A 16,481-nucleotide genomic window follows, 5' to 3' on the forward strand; every position below is an offset into this window, starting at 1 on the left:
GACCGGAGACACCGGCCCCGCGATCGCACTCGACCGTCACGCGCTCTGCGGCACAATCGAGCCCGTGCCGCACCTGCTGGACATCGGATCCCGGAAGTTCTGGACGCTCACCGGTAGATCCGTCGACCTCGGCGGCGCCGAGAGCTGGCTCGACGGCCCCGTGAGCGGCTCGCCTCGGGTGGCCTCCGACTGGCTGGCAGCCGAGGCCGAGCGCCACGGCGGCTCGGTGGCCGACGCGGACCCGATTGCCGGTCTGCTGCCGTCGATGTCGCTCCTCGACGGCCCGGGCTTCGACGCGACCCGGCTGCACCCGGCGGTGCGTGACTTCTACGAGCACACGGCCTCGTGGCAGATGGAGGTCTGGTCGTCCTGGTCCCCGCTCTTCTGGCCGGGCGGGGAGCTCGTCGCCCGGCTGTGGGGGAGGAGGGTCGAGCAGCTGGCCCTGCCGATGCGCCCGCTCGACGTCGCCCACGGCATGGACAGCGTCGTGACCCCGATCCTCGACGGGCAGGGCGAGCAGGTCGCCGCCGCGTGGACCCGCGCCCTGCGCGCCACCGGCCGCACCGTCTTCAGCGGGGCCTACGCGACGCGGACCCTCCCCGGGGCCGACCGCCCGAGCGTGCACGTGACCTTTCCCCTCGAGTCGGGCAACCTCCAGGTCTTCCTGCGGCCCTCCATCGTCGACGGCGGTGGCTTCCTCCTCGAGTCGCTCGGTGGGCGGTTTGGCGAGGACGGCGCCTACGTCGTCGTCCGTGGGCCACGCAGCCACGCGGCCAAGGTGCCGTTGCGGGAGACCTTCCACATGTACCTCGACCCGCAGGGGGTGCTGCGCACCGATCACGTGCTGCGCATGTGGGACCGTCCCGCCCTTCGCCTGCACTACAAGCTGGAGCCAGCGGCATGATCCACAGCTTCCACCTGGCGCAGGTGCCCGCCCGCGTCGGAGCGGCAGTACTTCTGCGGCCGCCCACCCCGGCAACCGTCCTCGGTCTCGACCACCTCGAGTGCCTCTCCCTCATGCGGCTCGGGGCGCCCGTCGTCTCGCCCGAGCGACTCCAGCTGACCCGGCTGGCGGTCTTCGCCCAGTGGCGCGACGAGGATGCCCTCGTCCGCTTCCTCGAGCGTGACCCGCTGGGGCAGCGGCTCCACGACGGCTGGCACGTGCGGCTGGAGTTCGTCCGGCGCTGGTCGACGATCGCGGCCTTCGAGGGGCTGCCCGCCCGCTCCGGCACTCTGGCGCAGGACGATCCGGTCGTCGCCGTCACCCTCGCCCGCATGAAGATCCCCGAGATCCCGCGCTTCCTCCACCATGGCCGCCCGGTCGAGCGCCTCGTCCGTGACCACCCGGGGGTGACGCTCGCTGCGGCGGCGCTGCGTCCGCCGCGGACCATCTCGACCTTCTCCATCTGGCGCAGCGTGCGCGAGATGGTCGAGCTGGTCCACGGCCGCTCCGAGGTGCCCGAGCCGGACCGGCACTCGGCAGCGATGCGCGAGCGGGAGCGGCGCGACTTCCACCACGAGTTCGCGACCTATCGATTCCGTCCGCTGTCCGAGCACGGCTCGTGGCTGGGGCGGTCGGACCTCGTGCCCTGGTCGGACCCGGCCAGCTGAGCCGGTCGCCGACCTCGAGCCGCGCGGTCGTTCCGTGGAAGAAGGGACCCTGCTCCGCCGACGCCGTCGGCCCCTGCTCCGTCGTCTCGTCCATGGCCTCACGCCAGGTCCGCCGGTAGCGTCAGGTCATGGACCGCCGGACAGCTCCCCGTGCCGCCGCGCTCGCCGCGGCGACAGCCCTGCTGGTCGGCTGCTCGGGGGAGGCGACGGACCGCGGTACTTCCGGGTCCGGCACGACGACGTCGGGTGCACCCCCTTCGTCCTCGTCCGGCAGCGCACCGACCGACGTCGTCACCGACCTCGACGCCCCGTGGTCCATCACGATCGACGACGAGACGACGCTCGTCAGCGAGCGCGACTCCGGCCGCGTCCTCGAGCTCACCGACGACGGCGGCACCCGGGAGGTCGGGGCCGTCGAGGGCGTCTCCGCGGGCGGCGAAGGGGGCCTGCTCGGCCTCGCCGTGCACGACGACTACCTCTACACCTACTTCACGAGCGCCGACGACAACCGCGTCGTGCGCCACGAGCTGACCGGCGAGCCGGGCTCGCTCGGGCTCGGCGACGCCGAGACGATCCTCGAGGGGATCCCGTCGGCGAGCTTCCACAACGGTGGCCGGATCGCCTTCGGGCCCGACGACATGCTCTACGTGACGACCGGTGACGCCGGCGAGACCGACCGCGCCCAGGACCCCGAGAGCCTCGCCGGCAAGATCCTGCGGCTGACGCCCGAGGGCGAGGTGCCCGAGGACAATCCCTTCGACGACTCGCTCGTCTGGACCCTCGGCCACCGCAACCCGCAGGGCATCGCCTGGGACGACGACGGGACGATGTATGCCAGCGAGTTCGGCCAGGACACGTGGGACGAGCTCAACGTCATCGAGGCCGGCGACAACTACGGCTGGCCGACCGTCGAGGGCACCGCCGACGACGACCGGTTCACCGACCCCGTGCAGCAGTGGTCGCCCGACGACGCGAGCCCGAGCGGCATCGCGATCGACGACGGCAGCATCTGGATCGCCAACCTGCGCGGCGAGCGGCTGCGCGAGGTGCCCCTCGACGACGTGACGACGTCCACCGAGCACCTCGTCGGCGAGCACGGGCGGCTGCGAGACGTGGCCGTCGCGACCGACGGCTCGCTGTGGGTGCTCACCAACAACACCGACGGTCGCGGCGATCCCGGCGATGGCGACGACCGCATCCTGCGCGTGGACGTCGTCAGGAAGGCCTGACGCCGCCGTAGCGGTGGTGCGCCGCGGCGAGGAGCTCGTAGAGGCGCCGCCGCCCACCGACGTACCCGGCTTCGAGGACGTACCCACCGGGCCCGAGGAGCCCGTAGCGGGGCGGGCGCCGACCCGCGGCCACCATGGCGCGGTCCCTGGCCTCGATCGCCGCCGGAGTCAGCACGTAGGTCACCGAGCGGGGGGCGAAGTGGTAGTAGGGGCCGGTCACCCTCTCGAAGCGGACGCGCTCGATGCCGGTCCACGGCACGTGTGAGCGGATGACGCCACCCGACTCCGTGGCCAGCCCCCCGTGGGTGACGACGAGGGCCTCACGGCGGTGGAGCCGCACCGCGATGACCACCGGCAGGAGGGCGCAGGCCACGACGGCGATGGTGCTGGCCCAGGTCACCGGATGCGCGAGCACCACGCCCATCCGGTCGCGGCGCAGTCCGTCGGCGACGGCGAAGACGAGCCAGGCGAGCAGCCCCGCTCCGACGAGCAGACCCAGCACGAGGAGGCCGATCGCGTAGCCGCGCGAGCGCGCGACACGCACCTGCCCGCCCGCGTCGAGCACGGCGATCGCCTGGTGCAGGGGTGGCGGGCCGCTCATCGCACGGTCCTCTCGACGTCGGCCATGAGCACCGCGGGCCAGCGGTCGACCTCGGCCCGGGTGCTCGCCACCTGCAGGGTCGCGCGGGGGAGCAGGTCGAGCAGGGCCCCGGCCGTCGACAGCGGGTGCGCCGGGTCGTCCGTCCAGGCGAGGATCGTCGTCGGCAGGTCGATCGAGCGCAGCGACTCGCGGTCGGGCAGGTCGCTGCGGGCGGCTCCGCGGAAGACCCACGGCAGCAGGTCGGTCCGCACGTCGGGCACGGTGTCGGGTGCCCCGGCGGTCGCCGGCGGCGCCGGCGCCGCTGCCTGGGCTCGCAGCAGCAGCTCGAGACCATGGGCCTCGACAGCCTCGGCGGAGCGCTCGTAGTCGTGCGCCTTGGCCGCGCGGGTCTCCCAGGCCGTCGGCGGAACCATGAGAGTCAGCCCGCTGAAGCGCCCGGGGTCGAGCAGCGCCGCGTGCAGCAAGGTCGCGCAGCCCATCGACGGCCCGACCCCGTGCACGCGCTCGCCCGGGAACCACACGTCGAGCAGGGCGAGCAGATCCTGGGCGAGCCGGGGCCACCGGTAGTCGTCGGCCACCGGCCGGCCCGTCGACCGACCGTGCCCGCGGGCGTCGTAGCGCAGCAGCCGGGTACCGCTCAGGCCGCGACCGAGGTCGAGGTCGAGGACCCGGTCGCGCTCCAGGCTGGAGGTCAGGCCGTGGAGCTGGACGACGGGGTGGCCCCCTTCGTCGCTGTACTCCAGCCTCAGCCGCGCACCGGGGACGTCGACGCTGGTCACGGGTACCTCCTCGCCCGGCACGCGGGCGGCACCGTGCGGCTACGGTAACCGCCATGAGGCTGTCCAACGTCGCCCACCTGCGGCTGCCCTTCGGGAGGCTCCTGGGCTACGACGTCACCGCCCACGGCACAGGACGCGCCCTGCCGCTCTCCTTCGACCAGCGTCGCCCACGTCGGTGGTGGCGACCGGCCCGGCTCGTGGATGGCGATCTGCTTCACCCTGCCCGTCCCCGTTGCGCGCCAGCGGCTCTCGGCCGCCTGGCTCGCCGTCATCGCGCGACACGGCACGTTGCGGTCGGGCTTCGCACCCGGTCCCGACGGGGTGCCCGTGCTCGAGGAGCTCGAGGTCACGCCGGGGCAGTGGGTCGAGCACCCCGTCGCCTCGGGGCAGGCGGTCAACGACTGCGTCCGGGACGTGCTCGACGCGACGTGCACCCCCTTCGCCACGCCCTCGCACCGACTCCTCGTCCTCGAGACCGCGCAACGTCCCACGGTGGTCATCGGCGCCGATCACGCCCACGTCGACATGTGGTCGATGCTCGTCGTCATCCGCGACCTCCTCGCGGCGCTCGACCTCACCGACGGCGAGAGCATCCCCGAGCTGACGCTCGTTCCTCCCTTCGCCGACCACACCGCGGCCCTGGCCGACCGTGACCCCGCTCCCGACGACGTCCGCCGGCGGTGGGCCGAGGTGCTCGCCGCCAGCGGTGACGTCATGCCCCGCTTCCCGCTGCCGCTCGGGGAGCCGGTGCCGCACGCCGAGCGCGTCGAGCTGCGCGACGTGCTCGACGTCGACGACGCGGCCGCGCTCGCCGCACAGGCCCGCGGTGACGGTGTCTCGATCCTGACCACCGTCGTCGCCGCGATGACCGCCGTCACCCGCGACCTCGCCGACTCACCGCTGCGCGCCGTCTTCCCCGTCCACTCGCGATACGACGCGAGGTGGCACGACTCGGTCGGGTGGTTCATCGCCAACTCGGTCCTCGAGTCGTCCGACCCTGACCCGCAGGCCTGCGCCGCCGCCGTCAGAGAAGCGGTGCACCTCGGCTCGTGGCCGCTCGACGACGTCATGCGTCCGTGGGGCGGCATGCCGGAGGCACCCGGCATGTTCGCCGTCTCCTGGCTCGACCTGCGGCGGCTGCCGGTACGGGTCGACGCAGCGGGTCTGGACGCCCAGTACGTCGGGGCGACGATCCGCTCCGACGGGGTGATGCTGTGGTTCATCCTCGACGAGGCCGGCCTTCACCTGCGCTGCCGATACCCCGACACCGACGAGGCCCGACGGCATGTCGGCGGCTGGCTCGACGCCCTCGCGCTCGATCTGAGGGCTCGGGCAGCCGAGTCCGTCGGCGGGGTCCTCGAGCTCGGGGAGCGTCGCTACCGCGTCCGCCGAGCAGTGCGCACCGATGTCGCGTCGATCGTCGCCCTGCTCGCCGACGACGAGCTCGGCGCCACCCGCGAGGGCACCGACCTCGCCCACTACGAGCGGGTCTTCGATGCGATCAGCCGTGACCGCGCGCAGTACCTCGCCGTCGTGCAGGACGAGCAGGACCGCGTCGTCGCGACGATGCAGTTGTCGATCGTGCCGGGACTCTCGCGCAACGGCGCGACCAGGCTGCAGGTCGAGGGGGTGCGCGTCGCCGGGAGCGAGCGGTCCATGGGACTCGGTGCCGCGATGCTCTCGTGGGCCCACGACCACGGACGTGCCCGGGGCGCGACCCTCTCTCAGCTGACGACCGACCGGGTGCGCAGGCGGGCACACGCCTTCTACGACCGTCTCGGCTACGAGGCCAGCCACGTGGGGTTCAAGCGACCACTCTGACCCCCTGTGGAATGCCCTGCCACCTCCCGAGGTTGACCCGATCATGCGCGCCATCACCTACGACCAGTACGGCACCACCGACGAGCTGCACCTGAGCGACCTGCCGGTCCCCAAGGTGGGCCCGAGCGAGGTCCGCATTCGCGTCACCCGGGCCGGGGTCAACCCCGTCGACTGGAAGGCCATGTCCGGCGGTCTCGACCCGATGCTCTCCGCCGACTTCCCGGTCATCCCCGGCTGGGACGTCGCCGGTGTCATCGACGCCGTCGGCCCGGACAGCCCCGAGTTCAGTCCCGGCGACCGGGTCGCCGCCTACGCCCGCAAGCAGGTCCTGTCGGCCGGCACCTTCGCCGAGTACGTCACGGTCCGCGTCGATGACGTGGCAGCCGTCCCCGACGAGGTCACCGACGACGTCGCTGCGGCCCTCCCGCTCGCCGGGCTCACCGCCCTTCGAGTCCTCGAGACGCTGGCCGTGACGAAGGGAGACACCCTCCTGGTCCACGCCGCCTCCGGTGGCGTCGGCTTCGCCGCCGCCCAGCTGGCGATCGCCGCAGGGGCCACGGTCGTCGGCACCGCGTCGACGGCCAACCACGACAAGCTGCGCGACATCGGCGTGACGCCGGTGGAGTACGGCGACGGGCTCGAGGAGCGGCTGCGCGAGGTGGCGCCCGAGGGCTTCGACGCGGTCGCCGACTTCGTCGGTGGCGTCCTCGACGTCAGCCGCGCGATGCTGCGCGACGGCGGACGCCTCGCGTCGATCACCGACCCCACCGTCGAGGAGCACGGCGGCCGTTGGGTGTGGGTGCGACCTGACGGCGCACGCCTGGCCGACCTGCTCGACGAGGTCGCCGCCGGCCGACTGCGGGTCGACGTCGACCGGACCTTCACCCTCGAGGACGTGCCGCAGGCCTTCGCGGCCAGCCAGTCCGGGGCCGCCCGCGGCAAGCTCGTCATCGAGGTCGCCGACTAGGGTGCGACCATGCCGCCGATGACCATCCGCTACAGCCGCCCCATGGCGATCGCCTTCGTCGTCCTGGGCGTGCTCATCGCGCTCGTGTCCTTGCTCACCTCCGCCTGGGTGACCGTCGCGGCGGGCACCGTGCTCGCGATCCTGGGCATCCTCCAGCTGATCAACCCCGCGGTGCGGATCGACCCGCACGAGGTGCGCATGTGCAACCCGCTCGGCATGACCCTGCGCCGCCTCCCGATCAGCGAGCCCCGCGACCTCGTGGTCGACGGCACGCAGCTCCTCCACGTGCCCACCGGCAAGCGGGCCGCCTCGCTCGGCTTCGGCGTGCACCGGCCCGACGTCGAGGCGTTGCGGCGCGTGGTGCCCGTCGTCCCGCGTGGCTGAGTCCACCGACCGGCGCGAGCTGCGACGGCGCCAGTACCTGTCGCTGGGGCTGGGCGAGCTCGTGGCGGCGGGCGTCTTCGGCGGCGTGGCCACCTGGTACGGCGCCGACCTGGGTGCGGATGGCCGCCTGGCGGTCCTCGGCGCCATGGGCCCGCTCGTCCTCGTGCTCGTCGCCGCCGGCGTCTACTGGCTGCTCGCCCGACGCTGGGTCGGCGTGACGCCCATGCCACGCGCGCTCGCCCTGACCTACGTCGGTCTCGGGGTGCTCGCCGCGCTGCTCCTCGCCGGTGGACTCGTCGTGACCCTCGTCGCGGCCCCCTCCACCGGGTGGCTCGTCCTGCTGCTCCTCGTCTGGGCCTTCGGGGTCGTCGAGCTGGTCAACTACTCGCTGCGCCGGTTGGCCTTCCCTGTCGCCAGGTGGTGGTCGGGTGTGGCGCAGGGGCGCACCCCGCAGCTGGCCCGCGATGTCCGAGCAGGCCTGGGCGAGCGCCCCTAGAGTGGCGGGCATGGACGAGACCAAGGTCGTCACCGCATCCACCACCATCGCCGCCGCACCCGAGGCGGTCTTCGAGGAGATCGCCGACCCCGCCCGCCAGCTCGCGTGGGACGGCAACGACAACCTCGCTCGTTCGGCCGAGGGCCAGCGGGTGCACGCCGTCGGCGACGTCTTCGTCACGACGACGACCGGGGGCAACGACCGCTACAACCACGTCGTCGACTTCGAGGAGGGGCGTCGCATCGCCTGGCGCCCGGCGGCGCAGGGGGAGACCCCCTTCGGCCACCAGTGGGGGTGGGAGCTCACCCCGACCGACGACGGCGGCACCGAGGTGACCCACACCTACGACTGGCGCGAGCTGACCGACGAGTCGCGCTACGAGCGAGCCCGCAACACGACGGAGGGCAACCTGCGCGCCTCCCTCGACCGGCTCGCCGCGCTCTTCGGCTGACGCGTCGCACCGGCTGAGGGTCACTCGGTCAGTGCCCGCCGCCGAGCTCGAGCAGCAGCACACCGACCATGATCAGGCCGATCCCGGCGACCATCCGCCGGGTGAGGGCCTCCCCGAAGAGCACGCGCGAGCCGATGGCCGTCAGCGCGACCCCGGCCGCGGCCCACGTCCCGTAGGCGACGCCGAGCGGCATGCCGTGCGCGAGACTCGTCGACAGCCCGACGAAGGCCGTGACGTAGCCCAGCGCGACGGCGGCGTACCACCGAGGGCCGCCATGGACCGCCAGGCGCAGCGAGAGCGTCCCCGCGACCTCGGCCGCCACGGCGACGACGAGCCACGCCCATGCCGTCATGGCGACGCCTCCGGCTCGTGCGGGGCGCCTGTCTCCACGAGCAGGACGCCCCCGATGACGAGGACGACGCCCAGTCCCATGAGCGGGGTGAAGGTCTCGTCGAGCAGCAGGGTCGACAGGAGCGTCGTCAGGGCGACACCGCAGGCCGACCAGATCCCGTAGGCGATGCCCAAGGGCATGCCCCGTCGGAGCGCGACGGCGAGCAGGCCGAAGGACGCGACGTAGCCGGCGACGACGACGGCGTAGAGCACGGGCCGGTCGAGGGCCGCCTTGAGGCTCAGTGTGGCCGCGACCTCGCAGACGATGGCGGCGGCGAGCAGCAGCCAGGTCGTCATGCCCCGAGCCTAGGCTGGATGCATGAGCACCGCGCCGCCCGCCGACCACGACTCCCGGGACTGGACCTTCGTCGTCGACGACGGGTGCGACGAGTGCGGCTACACCCCGCACGACCCGGCCGCGACGAGTGACCGGCTCCTCGCCGCGGTGCCCCGCTGGGCCGCGGCACTGCAACGCCCGGGGGCGAGCGAGCGGCCTGCCCCGGGGGTGTGGTCGCCCCTCGAGTACGCCTGCCACGCGCGTGACCTGGTCCGGGTCCTCGGCGATCGGGTGAGCGCCGTGCTCGCCCGGGAGGGCGCCCCCTTCGCGGACTACGACGGGGAGGCTGAGGCCGTGCGCCAGGAGTTCTGGGCCAGTGACCCGCGCGTCGCGGCCCGACAGGTCGCCGAGGAGACCGAGCGCACCGTCGCCGTCCTCGACGGGGTGCGAGGTGACGCGTGGGAGCGCGCAGGCACCCGTGGGGACGGCGCGCCCTTCACGATCGCCGGCCTGTGCCGCTACCTGCTCCACGACGTGGAGCACCACCTGCACGACGTCGCGGCCTGAGCGAGGGTGCCGGGTGCTCAGCTCGGCTGGTCGGCCTGGCACTGCGCGATGGCCAGACCGATGCCCTCCTCGAGGATCGTGAAGTCGGCCTCGGTGAGGTAGCCGATGGACCGGGCCGTCCGGCCCTGCGGGTTGTGGTGAAGGTCTGGTCAGGGGATGGTCTGGCTCCATCGGGCGAGTTCGTGGAAGTGGTGCACCGGCCCGGCCCCCGACCCGACGTCGAGCGACTCGCCGTGGCGCAGTGCCTCGGTGAGCCAGCCGCGTGCCTCGCGGACCGCCGGCAGCCACCCGTCGTGGCGCGGGCGAAGGGCGGCGATCGCCGAGCTGAGCGTGCACCCCGTGCCGTGGGTGGCGGTCGTCGCGATCCGCGGTCCGCGCAGCTCGCTCGTGCCGCGCTCGTCGTGCCACACGTCGACCGACTCGGTGCCGTCGAGGTGGCCGCCCTTGAGCAGGACGCGACGTGCGCCCAGTGCCCGGAGCGCGGTGGCCTGCTCGGGCAGCTCGGCGGCGGACCCGGCCGGCGGCTGGTCGAGGAGCACTCCGGCCTCGGGCACATTGGGCGTGATGACATCCGCGCGGGGGAGCAGGGCCCGCACGGCGTCGACCGCGTCGGGCGAGAGCAGCCGCGAGCCGGAGGTCGAGACCATCACCGGGTCGAGGACGACCGGTGTCGCGGCCAGTGGGCCGCTCGCCAGCAGTTCGTGGACGTTCGCGACGAGCGCGGCGGAAGCGAGCATCCCGACCTTGACGACGTCGATGCGCACGTCGGCGACGAGTGTCTCGACCTGGGCGCGCACGACGTCGACGGGCACCTCGTGCACGTGCGTCACGCCACGGGTCGACTGCGCCGTGAGGGCGGTGATGACGCACGTGCCGTAGGCGCCCAGGGCGCTGAAGGTCTTGAGGTCCGCCTGGACCCCGGCGCCGCCCGAAGGGTCCGACCCGGCGATCGAGAGGGCGACCGGAGGGCGGGGCAGAGGGGCAGCCATGCCGTCACCGTAGCCATGTGGTTGTATCGAGGCACCCCCGCGGGAGCCCGGGCACGGGCTGAGATCGGACTGCTGCCGTCCGGACCGTCTGAACCTGTCCGGATCATGCCGGCGAAGGAAGAGGAGGCGCCCGCGTGCGCACACCCGAAGAGTCCGAGCTCCACCCGCAGCACCGTCGCGAGGAGGTCGTCGACCCCCACGACCCGTCGGTGCGGGTCGCGGTCACCGCGATCTCGCTGGCCGACAGCCCCGACGGCACCGCCAACGACGACGTCGTCGTCTACCGCACGAGCGGACCCGGTGCCGACCCCGCGGTCGGTCTGCCCGACCACCGCGGTGCGTGGATCACCGGCCGCGGCGACGTCGAGCCCTACGAAGGGAGATCCCGTCACCTCGCCGACGACGGCCGCGCGGCCCAGCGACGCGGTGGCGCCACGGCGGCGTGGCGTGGACCGGAGCGTCGCCCCCTTCGTGCCGTGGCCGGCAGCGCAGTGACCCAGATGCACTACGCCAGACGCGGTGAGATCACCGCCGAGATGCGCTATGCCGCACTGCGAGAAGGCTGCTCGCCCGAGCTCGTCCGCGACGAGGTGGCCGCCGGCCGGGCGATCATCCCGGCCAACGTCAACCACCCGGAGTCCGAGCCGATGGTCATCGGCCGGGCCTTCCTCACGAAGATCAACGCCAACATCGGCAACTCGGCCGTCACCTCCTCGATCGCCGAAGAGGTCGACAAGCTCACCTGGGCCACCCGGTGGGGCGCCGACACGGTCATGGACCTGTCGACCGGCGACGACATCCACACCACGCGCGAGTGGATCCTGCGCAACAGCCCCGTGCCGATCGGCACCGTGCCGATCTACCAGGCCCTCGAAAAGGTGGACGGGAGAGCGGAGGACCTCACGTGGGAGATCTTCCGGGACACGGTCATCGAGCAGTGCGAGCAGGGCGTCGACTACATGACGATCCACGCCGGGGTGCGGCTCGCCTTCGTCCCGCTGACGGCCGAGCGGGTGACGGGCATCGTCTCCCGCGGCGGGTCGATCATGGCCGGCTGGTGCCTGGCCCACCACGAGGAGTCCTTCCTCTGGACGCACTTCGACGAGCTGTGCGAGATCTTCGCGCGCTACGACGTCGCCTTCTCCCTCGGTGACGGGCTGCGACCGGGGTCGGTCGCCGACGCCAACGACGAGGCGCAGCTCGCCGAGCTGCGGGTGCTCGGCGAGCTGACCCGGCGAGCGTGGGAGCACGACGTGCAGGTCATGGTCGAAGGCCCGGGGCACGTGCCGCTCCACCTCGTCAAGGACAACGTCGACCTCGAGCAGGAGTGGTGCCACGGGGCGCCCTTCTACACGCTGGGCCCGCTCGTCACCGACATCGCGCCCGGCTACGACCACATCACCTCCGCGATCGGGGCCACCGAGATCGCCCGCCACGGCACGGCGATGCTCTGCTACGTCACGCCCAAGGAGCACCTCGGTCTGCCGGACCGTGACGACGTGCGCACCGGTGTGGTCACCTACAAGATCGCGGCGCACGCCGCCGACCTGGCCAAGGGGCACCCGCGAGCGCGTGAGCGCGACGACGCCCTGAGTCGCGCCCGCTTCGAGTTCCGCTGGCACGACCAGTTCGCGCTCTCCCTCGACCCGCCGCGGGCCATGGCCTTCCACGACGAGACCCTGCCGGCGGAGCCGGCCAAGACCGCGCACTTCTGCTCGATGTGCGGGCCGAAGTTCTGCTCCATGCGGATCAGCCAGGACATCCGCGATGCCTACGGGTCGGGTGCGGCCCAGCAGGCCATCGTCGAGGCCGGCATGGCAGCGAAGTCGCGCCAGTTCGTCGAGCTCGGCTCGAGCGTCTACGTGCGCGAGGGTCCCACCCGATGAGTCTCGTGCCCGGTCTGCCCCCGACCGGTCGCGCGGCCGTGCGCGCCGGGATCGTCGGCAACTACGTCGACCAGATCAACATCTTCCTGCCCGTCGTCGCCCTCGCCCCGGCGCTGGCGACCCTCGCCGGGCCGCACGCGGGCGTCACCGCGGGCGCCGTCGTCATCGTCGCGACCCTCCTCGGTCGACCCATCGGCGCGATGCTCTTCGGGCGCATCGCCGACCGCGTCGGCCGCACCCGCACCACCCAGCTGGCGATCGGCGGCACCGCCGCGTGCAGCCTGGCGATCGCGGCGGTCCCGACGCACGAGAGCATCGGCGTCGCGGCCATCACCGCCGTCGTCGTCCTGCGCTTCGTCGGTGGTGCCTTCCTCGCCGGCGAGTACACCTCGGCGATCCCGCTCGCCATGGAGTGGTCGGTCCCGCGGCGGCGGGGTCTGGTGTCCGGGCTGATCATGTCGATGGCGCCCTGGGCGCAGTCGACGATCGCCTTCGTCACGGCCGGCCTGCTCGCCGTGCTCGGTCCGACCGACTACGCCGCGTGGGGCTGGCGGGTGTCCTTCGTCTGCGGCGGCCTGGCGAGCCTGGCCCTCCTGGCCTACTACTCCGCACGGGTCGCCGATGCGCCGCAGGTCGTGCGGCAGCGCGAGCAGGCCGACGAAGGGCGGGCCCCCGCCGCTGTCGGTCTGCGCGCCGTCCTCGGCGGTGCGCACGCAGGTGCCTTCTGGCAGATGTTCGGTCTGATGAGCGGCCTGTGGCTCATGACCAACATGGTCGTCATCCTCGCGACCGGTCGGCTGTCGACCGACCTGGGGATGGGCGGCGGAGAGGTCGCGCTCGTCATGGGCCTGGCCGCGGTCGCCCAGGCCCTTGTCATGTCGCTCACCGGTCACTGGTCGACCCTCGTCGGGCGGCGACGCTTCCTCGTCGGATGGGGGCTGGCCGCCGCGGTCGTCGCACCCCTGCTGTGGGCGGGCACGATGGCGACGCAGGTCGTGCCGGTCGTCGTCGGCGTGGCCCTGCTCCAGGTGGTCACGGTGTGCGGCTACGGACCCGTCGGGGCCTACCTGTGCGAGCGCTTCCCGGCACCGGTGCGCTCCACCGGCTACGGCACGGCCTACTCGTTGTCGATCGTCCTCCCGGCGCTGTGGCCGTGGTGGCTGCCGACGCTGGAGTCCGTGCTCGGTCACGACGCGTCGGTCGCCGCGGTGCTCCTCGCCGGCGGCCTCCTCGTCGCCGGGTGCGGGGCTCTCGGTCCGCGCCTGTCGGCAGCGGACCTCGACCGTGACGTCGAGAGCGTGGCGGCGCAGCCGGACCCACCGGCCGAGCCGGTGGCGGCCTCTCCGGCTGCCACGACGCGGGCGGCCACGTGATCGGCGCTCCCCGCACCCGCGGCCTCGGCGCCGAGATCGCCGCAGCCGTGGACGCGATGCGCGCCGCCGCACCCCTCGTCCACGGGGCGACCGGCTCGGTGACCCGCGCGCTCGTCGCCGACGGGCTCCTGGCCGCGGGTGCCCGCCCGATGCTCACCGAGAGCGAGCAGGAGGCCCCGACGCTCGTCACCGTCGCCGACGCGCTGCTCGTCAACCTCGGCTCGCTGAGCGGCGACGGCATGGCGGGTCTGCTCCCGACGGCCCGGGCCGCCGTCGAGCACGGGGTGCCCTGGGTGCTCGACCCGACGGCGGTCGGTCTGGCACCCGTGCGCACGCCACTGGCCCACGAGCTGCTCGCCCTCGGCCCGACGGTCCTGCGCGGCAACGCCTCCGAGGTCATCACCCTCGCCGGGGGGACCGGCCGCGGTCGTGGTGCCGACAGCACGCTCGGCCCCGACGCCGCGGCCGAGGCCGCGCGAGCGCTCGCGCGCAGCAGCGGCTGCGTCGTCGCCGTCTCGGGCCCGGTCGACCTCGTCACCGACGGTCGGCAGGTGGTCCGCATCGCCTCGGGCTCGCCCCGCCTGACCAAGGTCACCGGCACCGGCTGCCTCCTCGGGGCCCTGACGGCCGCCCACCTTCCGGGGGCGCCCCCCTTCGTCGCGGCGGTCGCGGCCACCGCGCTGCTCACGGTCGCCTCCGACCGGGTGGGCCCGATGGGGCCGGGCAGCTTCAAGGTGGCGCTCGTCGACGCCCTCGACGCGGTGACGGGCGACGAGGTCGCGGCGGAGGTGGACCTGTCGTGGACCTGATCGACTGGCGTCTCTACCTCGTCACCTCCGGCGACGGCCCGGCGACCGTGCGGGCCGCGGCTGCGGCGGCCGCGGCCGGGGCCGGCGTCGTCCAGGTGCGGGCCAAGCACCTGCTCGCCGGCGACCTGCTCGAGCTCGTCCTCGACGTCGCGTCCGCCGTGGCCGACTCCGCGCCGGGCACCCGCGTGCTCGTCAACGACCGTGCCGACGTCGCCCATGCGGCCCGCCGACGGGGCGCCCCGGTCCACGGCGTGCACCTCGGTCAGGCCGACCTGCCGGTCGCCGAGGCACGCGCCCTCCTCGGGGCCGACGCGCTCGTCGGGCTGACCGCCGGCACCCTCGAGCACGTCCGCGAGGCCGAGGCACGCACCGGCGCGCACCGGCCGGACTACCTGGGGAGCGGACCCCTCCGACCCACCCCGACCAAGGACGTCGGCCGGCCGCCCGTGGGGCTGGCGGGCTACCCCCTTCGGGTCGCGGCGACACAGCTGCCCGTCATCGCCATCGGGGACGTCACGCTCGCCGATGTCGCGCCGCTCTCCCGCACGGGCATCGCCGGCGTCGCGGTCGTCCGCGAGGTCATGGGCGCCGCCGACCCCGGGGCCGCGGCCGCCGCCTGCCTCAGCGCGTGGCTGCGCTGAGGCCGATCTCGTCGTCGACGAAGACCGGACGGGCCACGCGCAGGCCGGCCAGGGCGATGCCGACCCCGGTGGCCATGAGCAGGTACAGCACGAGGGTCCACCCGCCGGTCAGCTCGTGGAGCACGCCGACGAGGAAGGGGCCGATGCCGGCGAGCAGGTAGCCGACCGGCTGGACGAACCCCGACAGCTGGGCGGTGACGTGCGGGTCGCGGCTGCGGGCGGTGATGAGCGAGATCGCCGTGGGGAAGGCGAAGCCGGACAGCCCGAGCAGGACCGCCCACAGCCACGGCAGGGTCGTCGGCGCGAGCAGCAGCCCGAGGTAGCCGGCGACGGCGAGCGCCCCGAAGCCGAGCATCCACGCGGACAGGTCGCGGCTGCGGGCGATGACGGTCGGCATGAGCAGGCCGCCCCCGATGCCCAGGGCCGCGAGGACCGAGGTGTAGACGCCGGCGGTGCCGGCGGACAGCCCGGCGTCGCGATAGATCTGGGGCAGCCAGCCGAACTGCACGTAGGCATTGGTCGACTGCACGCCGAAGAGCACCGTGAGGGCGATCGCCGTGGGGGAGTGCCAGATGCGCGAGGTGGGATTTTCGCCAGCGGCACGTCGGTGCACCCGGTCGCGCAGCGCGATGATCGTCCACGGCACGAGGGCGAGCAGGGCGGCCACGCCCCACATGCCGAGCGCGCCGCGCCAGGCGCCCGGCGCCACCGCCGCGACCGGTGCGGCGAGGAGCGGGCCGAGGGTGCCGCCGACGGTGAGCCCCATCGAGTAGATGGTCATCAGGCGCACCCCGCCGTCGCTCGAGTGCGCCTTGATCCACGCCGGGACGAGGACATTGCCCAGGCCCATGCCGGCCAGGCCGAGCGCGGTGAGCACGAGGAAGACCCCGGCGGAGTCGGTGAGCACCCGGGCCAGGAGGGTGACGACCACCGCGGCGACGCCGAGCGTGATGCCCGCGGAGACCCCGACGCGGCGGGCGAGCGCAACGGCCCCGCCGCCCGCGACCGCGAAGGCGAACCCCGGCAGCGCGGTGACCACGCCCGCGAGGGTCGGCCCGATGGCCAGGGCCGTGCGCACCTCCTCGAGCAGCGGTCCGACCGAGGAGGCCCCGGGGCGCAGGTTGATCGAGATGAGCGCCACCGCCAGGACCGCGAGGACCGGGCCGAAGGGGGGAGTCCGTCGCGTCGTCTCGTGGTGGCTGGTCACCCC

Annotated in this window: 19 protein-coding genes and 1 riboswitch; of the genes, 13 read left to right on the plus strand and 6 right to left on the minus strand. The window is 73.7% G+C overall.

All coding sequences use genetic code 11. The features are described from left to right. The first annotated feature begins 64 nt into the window (after nt 1–64). From H7A72_RS03200 to H7A72_RS03210, 3 genes are all read left to right on the plus strand, one after another. On the plus strand, nt 65–904 hold the full coding sequence (locus H7A72_RS03200; RefSeq protein ID WP_084450056.1) for a hypothetical protein: 840 nt from the start codon (nt 65–67) through the stop codon (nt 902–904). Next, nucleotides 901–1,611 (plus strand): hypothetical protein, encoded by a 711-nt coding sequence (locus H7A72_RS03205; protein ID WP_185221605.1) that lies wholly within the window; start codon nt 901–903, stop codon nt 1,609–1,611. Before H7A72_RS03200 ends, H7A72_RS03205 begins: the two co-directional genes overlap by 4 nt. Nucleotides 1,612–1,739: 128 nt before the next feature. Then, the gene (locus H7A72_RS03210; RefSeq protein WP_185221606.1) at nt 1,740–2,840 is read left to right on the plus strand and encodes a sorbosone dehydrogenase family protein; all 1,101 of its coding nucleotides are present in this window, start codon (nt 1,740–1,742) and stop codon (nt 2,838–2,840) included. On the opposite strand, the gene H7A72_RS03215 is transcribed toward H7A72_RS03210, so the two are convergent. Next, nucleotides 2,827–3,441 carry a hypothetical protein gene (locus tag H7A72_RS03215; protein ID WP_185221607.1) on the minus strand — a complete coding sequence of 205 codons (615 nt, stop codon included), beginning with the start codon at nt 3,439–3,441 and terminating at the stop codon, nt 2,827–2,829. The genes H7A72_RS03210 and H7A72_RS03215 overlap by 14 nt on opposite strands. Beyond that, nucleotides 3,438–4,220, minus strand: coding sequence for an alpha/beta fold hydrolase (locus H7A72_RS03220; RefSeq protein ID WP_185221608.1), 783 nt, complete (start codon nt 4,218–4,220; stop codon nt 3,438–3,440). The genes H7A72_RS03215 and H7A72_RS03220 overlap by 4 nt, the downstream gene beginning before the upstream one ends. A 201-nt stretch (nt 4,221–4,421) precedes the next feature. Here H7A72_RS03220 and H7A72_RS03225 point away from each other — a divergent pair, with 201 nt between their 5' ends. Genes H7A72_RS03225 through H7A72_RS03245 form a run of 5 tightly spaced genes read left to right on the plus strand, consistent with a single transcriptional unit; the run spans nt 4,422 to nt 8,339 of the window. After that, on the plus strand, nt 4,422–6,041 hold the full coding sequence (locus H7A72_RS03225) for a GNAT family N-acetyltransferase (protein ID WP_223277759.1): 1,620 nt from the start codon (nt 4,422–4,424) through the stop codon (nt 6,039–6,041). Nucleotides 6,042–6,084: 43 nt separating this feature from the next. Then, nucleotides 6,085–7,008: an NADP-dependent oxidoreductase gene (locus H7A72_RS03230; protein ID WP_185221609.1), complete on the plus strand. Its 924-nt coding sequence runs from the start codon at nt 6,085–6,087 to the stop codon at nt 7,006–7,008. Between the two features lie 9 nt (nt 7,009–7,017). Beyond that, entirely contained in the window at nt 7,018–7,392 is a 375-nt protein-coding gene (locus H7A72_RS03235; RefSeq protein WP_185221610.1) for a hypothetical protein, read from the plus strand. Then, on the plus strand, nt 7,385–7,888 hold the full coding sequence (locus tag H7A72_RS03240; RefSeq protein ID WP_185221611.1) for a hypothetical protein: 504 nt from the start codon (nt 7,385–7,387) through the stop codon (nt 7,886–7,888). The genes H7A72_RS03235 and H7A72_RS03240 overlap by 8 nt, the downstream gene beginning before the upstream one ends. 10 nt (nt 7,889–7,898) lie before the next feature. Beyond that, on the plus strand, nt 7,899–8,339 hold the full coding sequence (locus H7A72_RS03245; protein ID WP_185221612.1) for an SRPBCC family protein: 441 nt from the start codon (nt 7,899–7,901) through the stop codon (nt 8,337–8,339). Between the two features lie 28 nt (nt 8,340–8,367). Here the strand turns inward: H7A72_RS03245 and H7A72_RS03250 are convergent, their stop codons facing one another. Both H7A72_RS03250 and H7A72_RS03255 read right to left on the minus strand, forming a co-directional pair. Further along, a complete protein-coding gene (locus H7A72_RS03250) occupies nt 8,368–8,691 on the minus strand; it encodes a multidrug efflux SMR transporter (protein WP_185221613.1) in 324 nt (107 codons plus the stop codon). After that, nucleotides 8,688–9,026, minus strand: a complete 339-nt coding sequence (locus tag H7A72_RS03255; RefSeq protein ID WP_084450066.1) for a multidrug efflux SMR transporter — start codon at nt 9,024–9,026, stop codon at nt 8,688–8,690. Before H7A72_RS03255 ends, H7A72_RS03250 begins: the two co-directional genes overlap by 4 nt. Nucleotides 9,027–9,048: 22 nt before the next feature. Between H7A72_RS03255 and H7A72_RS03260 the strand changes: the two genes are divergently transcribed. Next, on the plus strand, nt 9,049–9,573 hold the full coding sequence (locus H7A72_RS03260; RefSeq protein WP_185221614.1) for a DinB family protein: 525 nt from the start codon (nt 9,049–9,051) through the stop codon (nt 9,571–9,573). Between the two features lie 149 nt (nt 9,574–9,722). Here H7A72_RS03260 and thiD read toward each other — a convergent pair whose 3' ends face one another. Then, complete coding sequence (gene thiD, locus H7A72_RS03265; RefSeq protein WP_084450068.1) at nt 9,723–10,562, minus strand: bifunctional hydroxymethylpyrimidine kinase/phosphomethylpyrimidine kinase; 840 nt, start codon at nt 10,560–10,562, stop codon at nt 9,723–9,725. 29 nt (nt 10,563–10,591) lie between these two features. Further along, nucleotides 10,592–10,699, plus strand: a riboswitch (TPP riboswitch). Here thiD and thiC point away from each other — a divergent pair. From thiC to H7A72_RS03285, 4 genes are all read left to right on the plus strand, one after another. Beyond that, nucleotides 10,697–12,448 carry a phosphomethylpyrimidine synthase ThiC gene (thiC, locus tag H7A72_RS03270; RefSeq protein ID WP_185221615.1) on the plus strand — a complete coding sequence of 584 codons (1,752 nt, stop codon included), beginning with the start codon at nt 10,697–10,699 and terminating at the stop codon, nt 12,446–12,448. It overlaps the preceding riboswitch by 3 nt. After that, nucleotides 12,445–13,821: an MFS transporter gene (locus H7A72_RS03275; protein ID WP_185221616.1), complete on the plus strand. Its 1,377-nt coding sequence runs from the start codon at nt 12,445–12,447 to the stop codon at nt 13,819–13,821. Before thiC ends, H7A72_RS03275 begins: the two co-directional genes overlap by 4 nt. Beyond that, nucleotides 13,818–14,630, plus strand: coding sequence for a hydroxyethylthiazole kinase (gene thiM, locus H7A72_RS03280; protein WP_223277760.1), 813 nt, complete (start codon nt 13,818–13,820; stop codon nt 14,628–14,630). The genes H7A72_RS03275 and thiM overlap by 4 nt, the downstream gene beginning before the upstream one ends. After that, nucleotides 14,621–15,271, plus strand: a complete 651-nt coding sequence (locus H7A72_RS03285) for a thiamine phosphate synthase (protein WP_094078810.1) — start codon at nt 14,621–14,623, stop codon at nt 15,269–15,271. Before thiM ends, H7A72_RS03285 begins: the two co-directional genes overlap by 10 nt. On the opposite strand, the gene H7A72_RS03290 is transcribed toward H7A72_RS03285, so the two are convergent. Continuing rightward, nucleotides 15,252–16,478 (minus strand): MFS transporter, encoded by a 1,227-nt coding sequence (locus H7A72_RS03290; protein WP_072623841.1) that lies wholly within the window; start codon nt 16,476–16,478, stop codon nt 15,252–15,254. The genes H7A72_RS03285 and H7A72_RS03290 overlap by 20 nt on opposite strands. Between the last annotated feature and the right edge of the window lie 3 nt (nt 16,479–16,481).

Origin of the sequence: Janibacter sp. YB324 (assembly GCF_014217915.1) — a bacterium.
Classification (GTDB): Bacteria; Actinomycetota; Actinomycetes; order Actinomycetales; family Dermatophilaceae; genus Janibacter; species Janibacter indicus.

What these genes read in the sequence shown, in the direction of transcription:
- H7A72_RS03205 (WP_185221605.1), top strand. Translation starts at nt 901, where the DNA reads ATGATCCACAGCTTCCACCTGGCGCAGGTGCCCGCCCGCGTCGGAGCG.
- H7A72_RS03210 (WP_185221606.1), top strand. Translation starts at nt 1,740, where the DNA reads ATGGACCGCCGGACAGCTCCCCGTGCCGCCGCGCTCGCCGCGGCGACA.
- H7A72_RS03215 (WP_185221607.1), bottom strand. Translation starts at nt 3,441, where the DNA reads ATGAGCGGCCCGCCACCCCTGCACCAGGCGATCGCCGTGCTCGACGCG.
- H7A72_RS03225 (WP_223277759.1), top strand. Translation starts at nt 4,422, where the DNA reads ATGGCGATCTGCTTCACCCTGCCCGTCCCCGTTGCGCGCCAGCGGCTC.
- H7A72_RS03230 (WP_185221609.1), top strand. Translation starts at nt 6,085, where the DNA reads ATGCGCGCCATCACCTACGACCAGTACGGCACCACCGACGAGCTGCAC.
- H7A72_RS03235 (WP_185221610.1), top strand. Translation starts at nt 7,018, where the DNA reads ATGCCGCCGATGACCATCCGCTACAGCCGCCCCATGGCGATCGCCTTC.
- H7A72_RS03245 (WP_185221612.1), top strand. Translation starts at nt 7,899, where the DNA reads ATGGACGAGACCAAGGTCGTCACCGCATCCACCACCATCGCCGCCGCA.
- H7A72_RS03250 (WP_185221613.1), bottom strand. Translation starts at nt 8,691, where the DNA reads ATGACGGCATGGGCGTGGCTCGTCGTCGCCGTGGCGGCCGAGGTCGCG.
- H7A72_RS03255 (WP_084450066.1), bottom strand. Translation starts at nt 9,026, where the DNA reads ATGACGACCTGGCTGCTGCTCGCCGCCGCCATCGTCTGCGAGGTCGCG.
- H7A72_RS03260 (WP_185221614.1), top strand. Translation starts at nt 9,049, where the DNA reads ATGAGCACCGCGCCGCCCGCCGACCACGACTCCCGGGACTGGACCTTC.
- thiD (WP_084450068.1), bottom strand. Translation starts at nt 10,562, where the DNA reads ATGGCTGCCCCTCTGCCCCGCCCTCCGGTCGCCCTCTCGATCGCCGGG.
- H7A72_RS03275 (WP_185221616.1), top strand. Translation starts at nt 12,445, where the DNA reads ATGAGTCTCGTGCCCGGTCTGCCCCCGACCGGTCGCGCGGCCGTGCGC.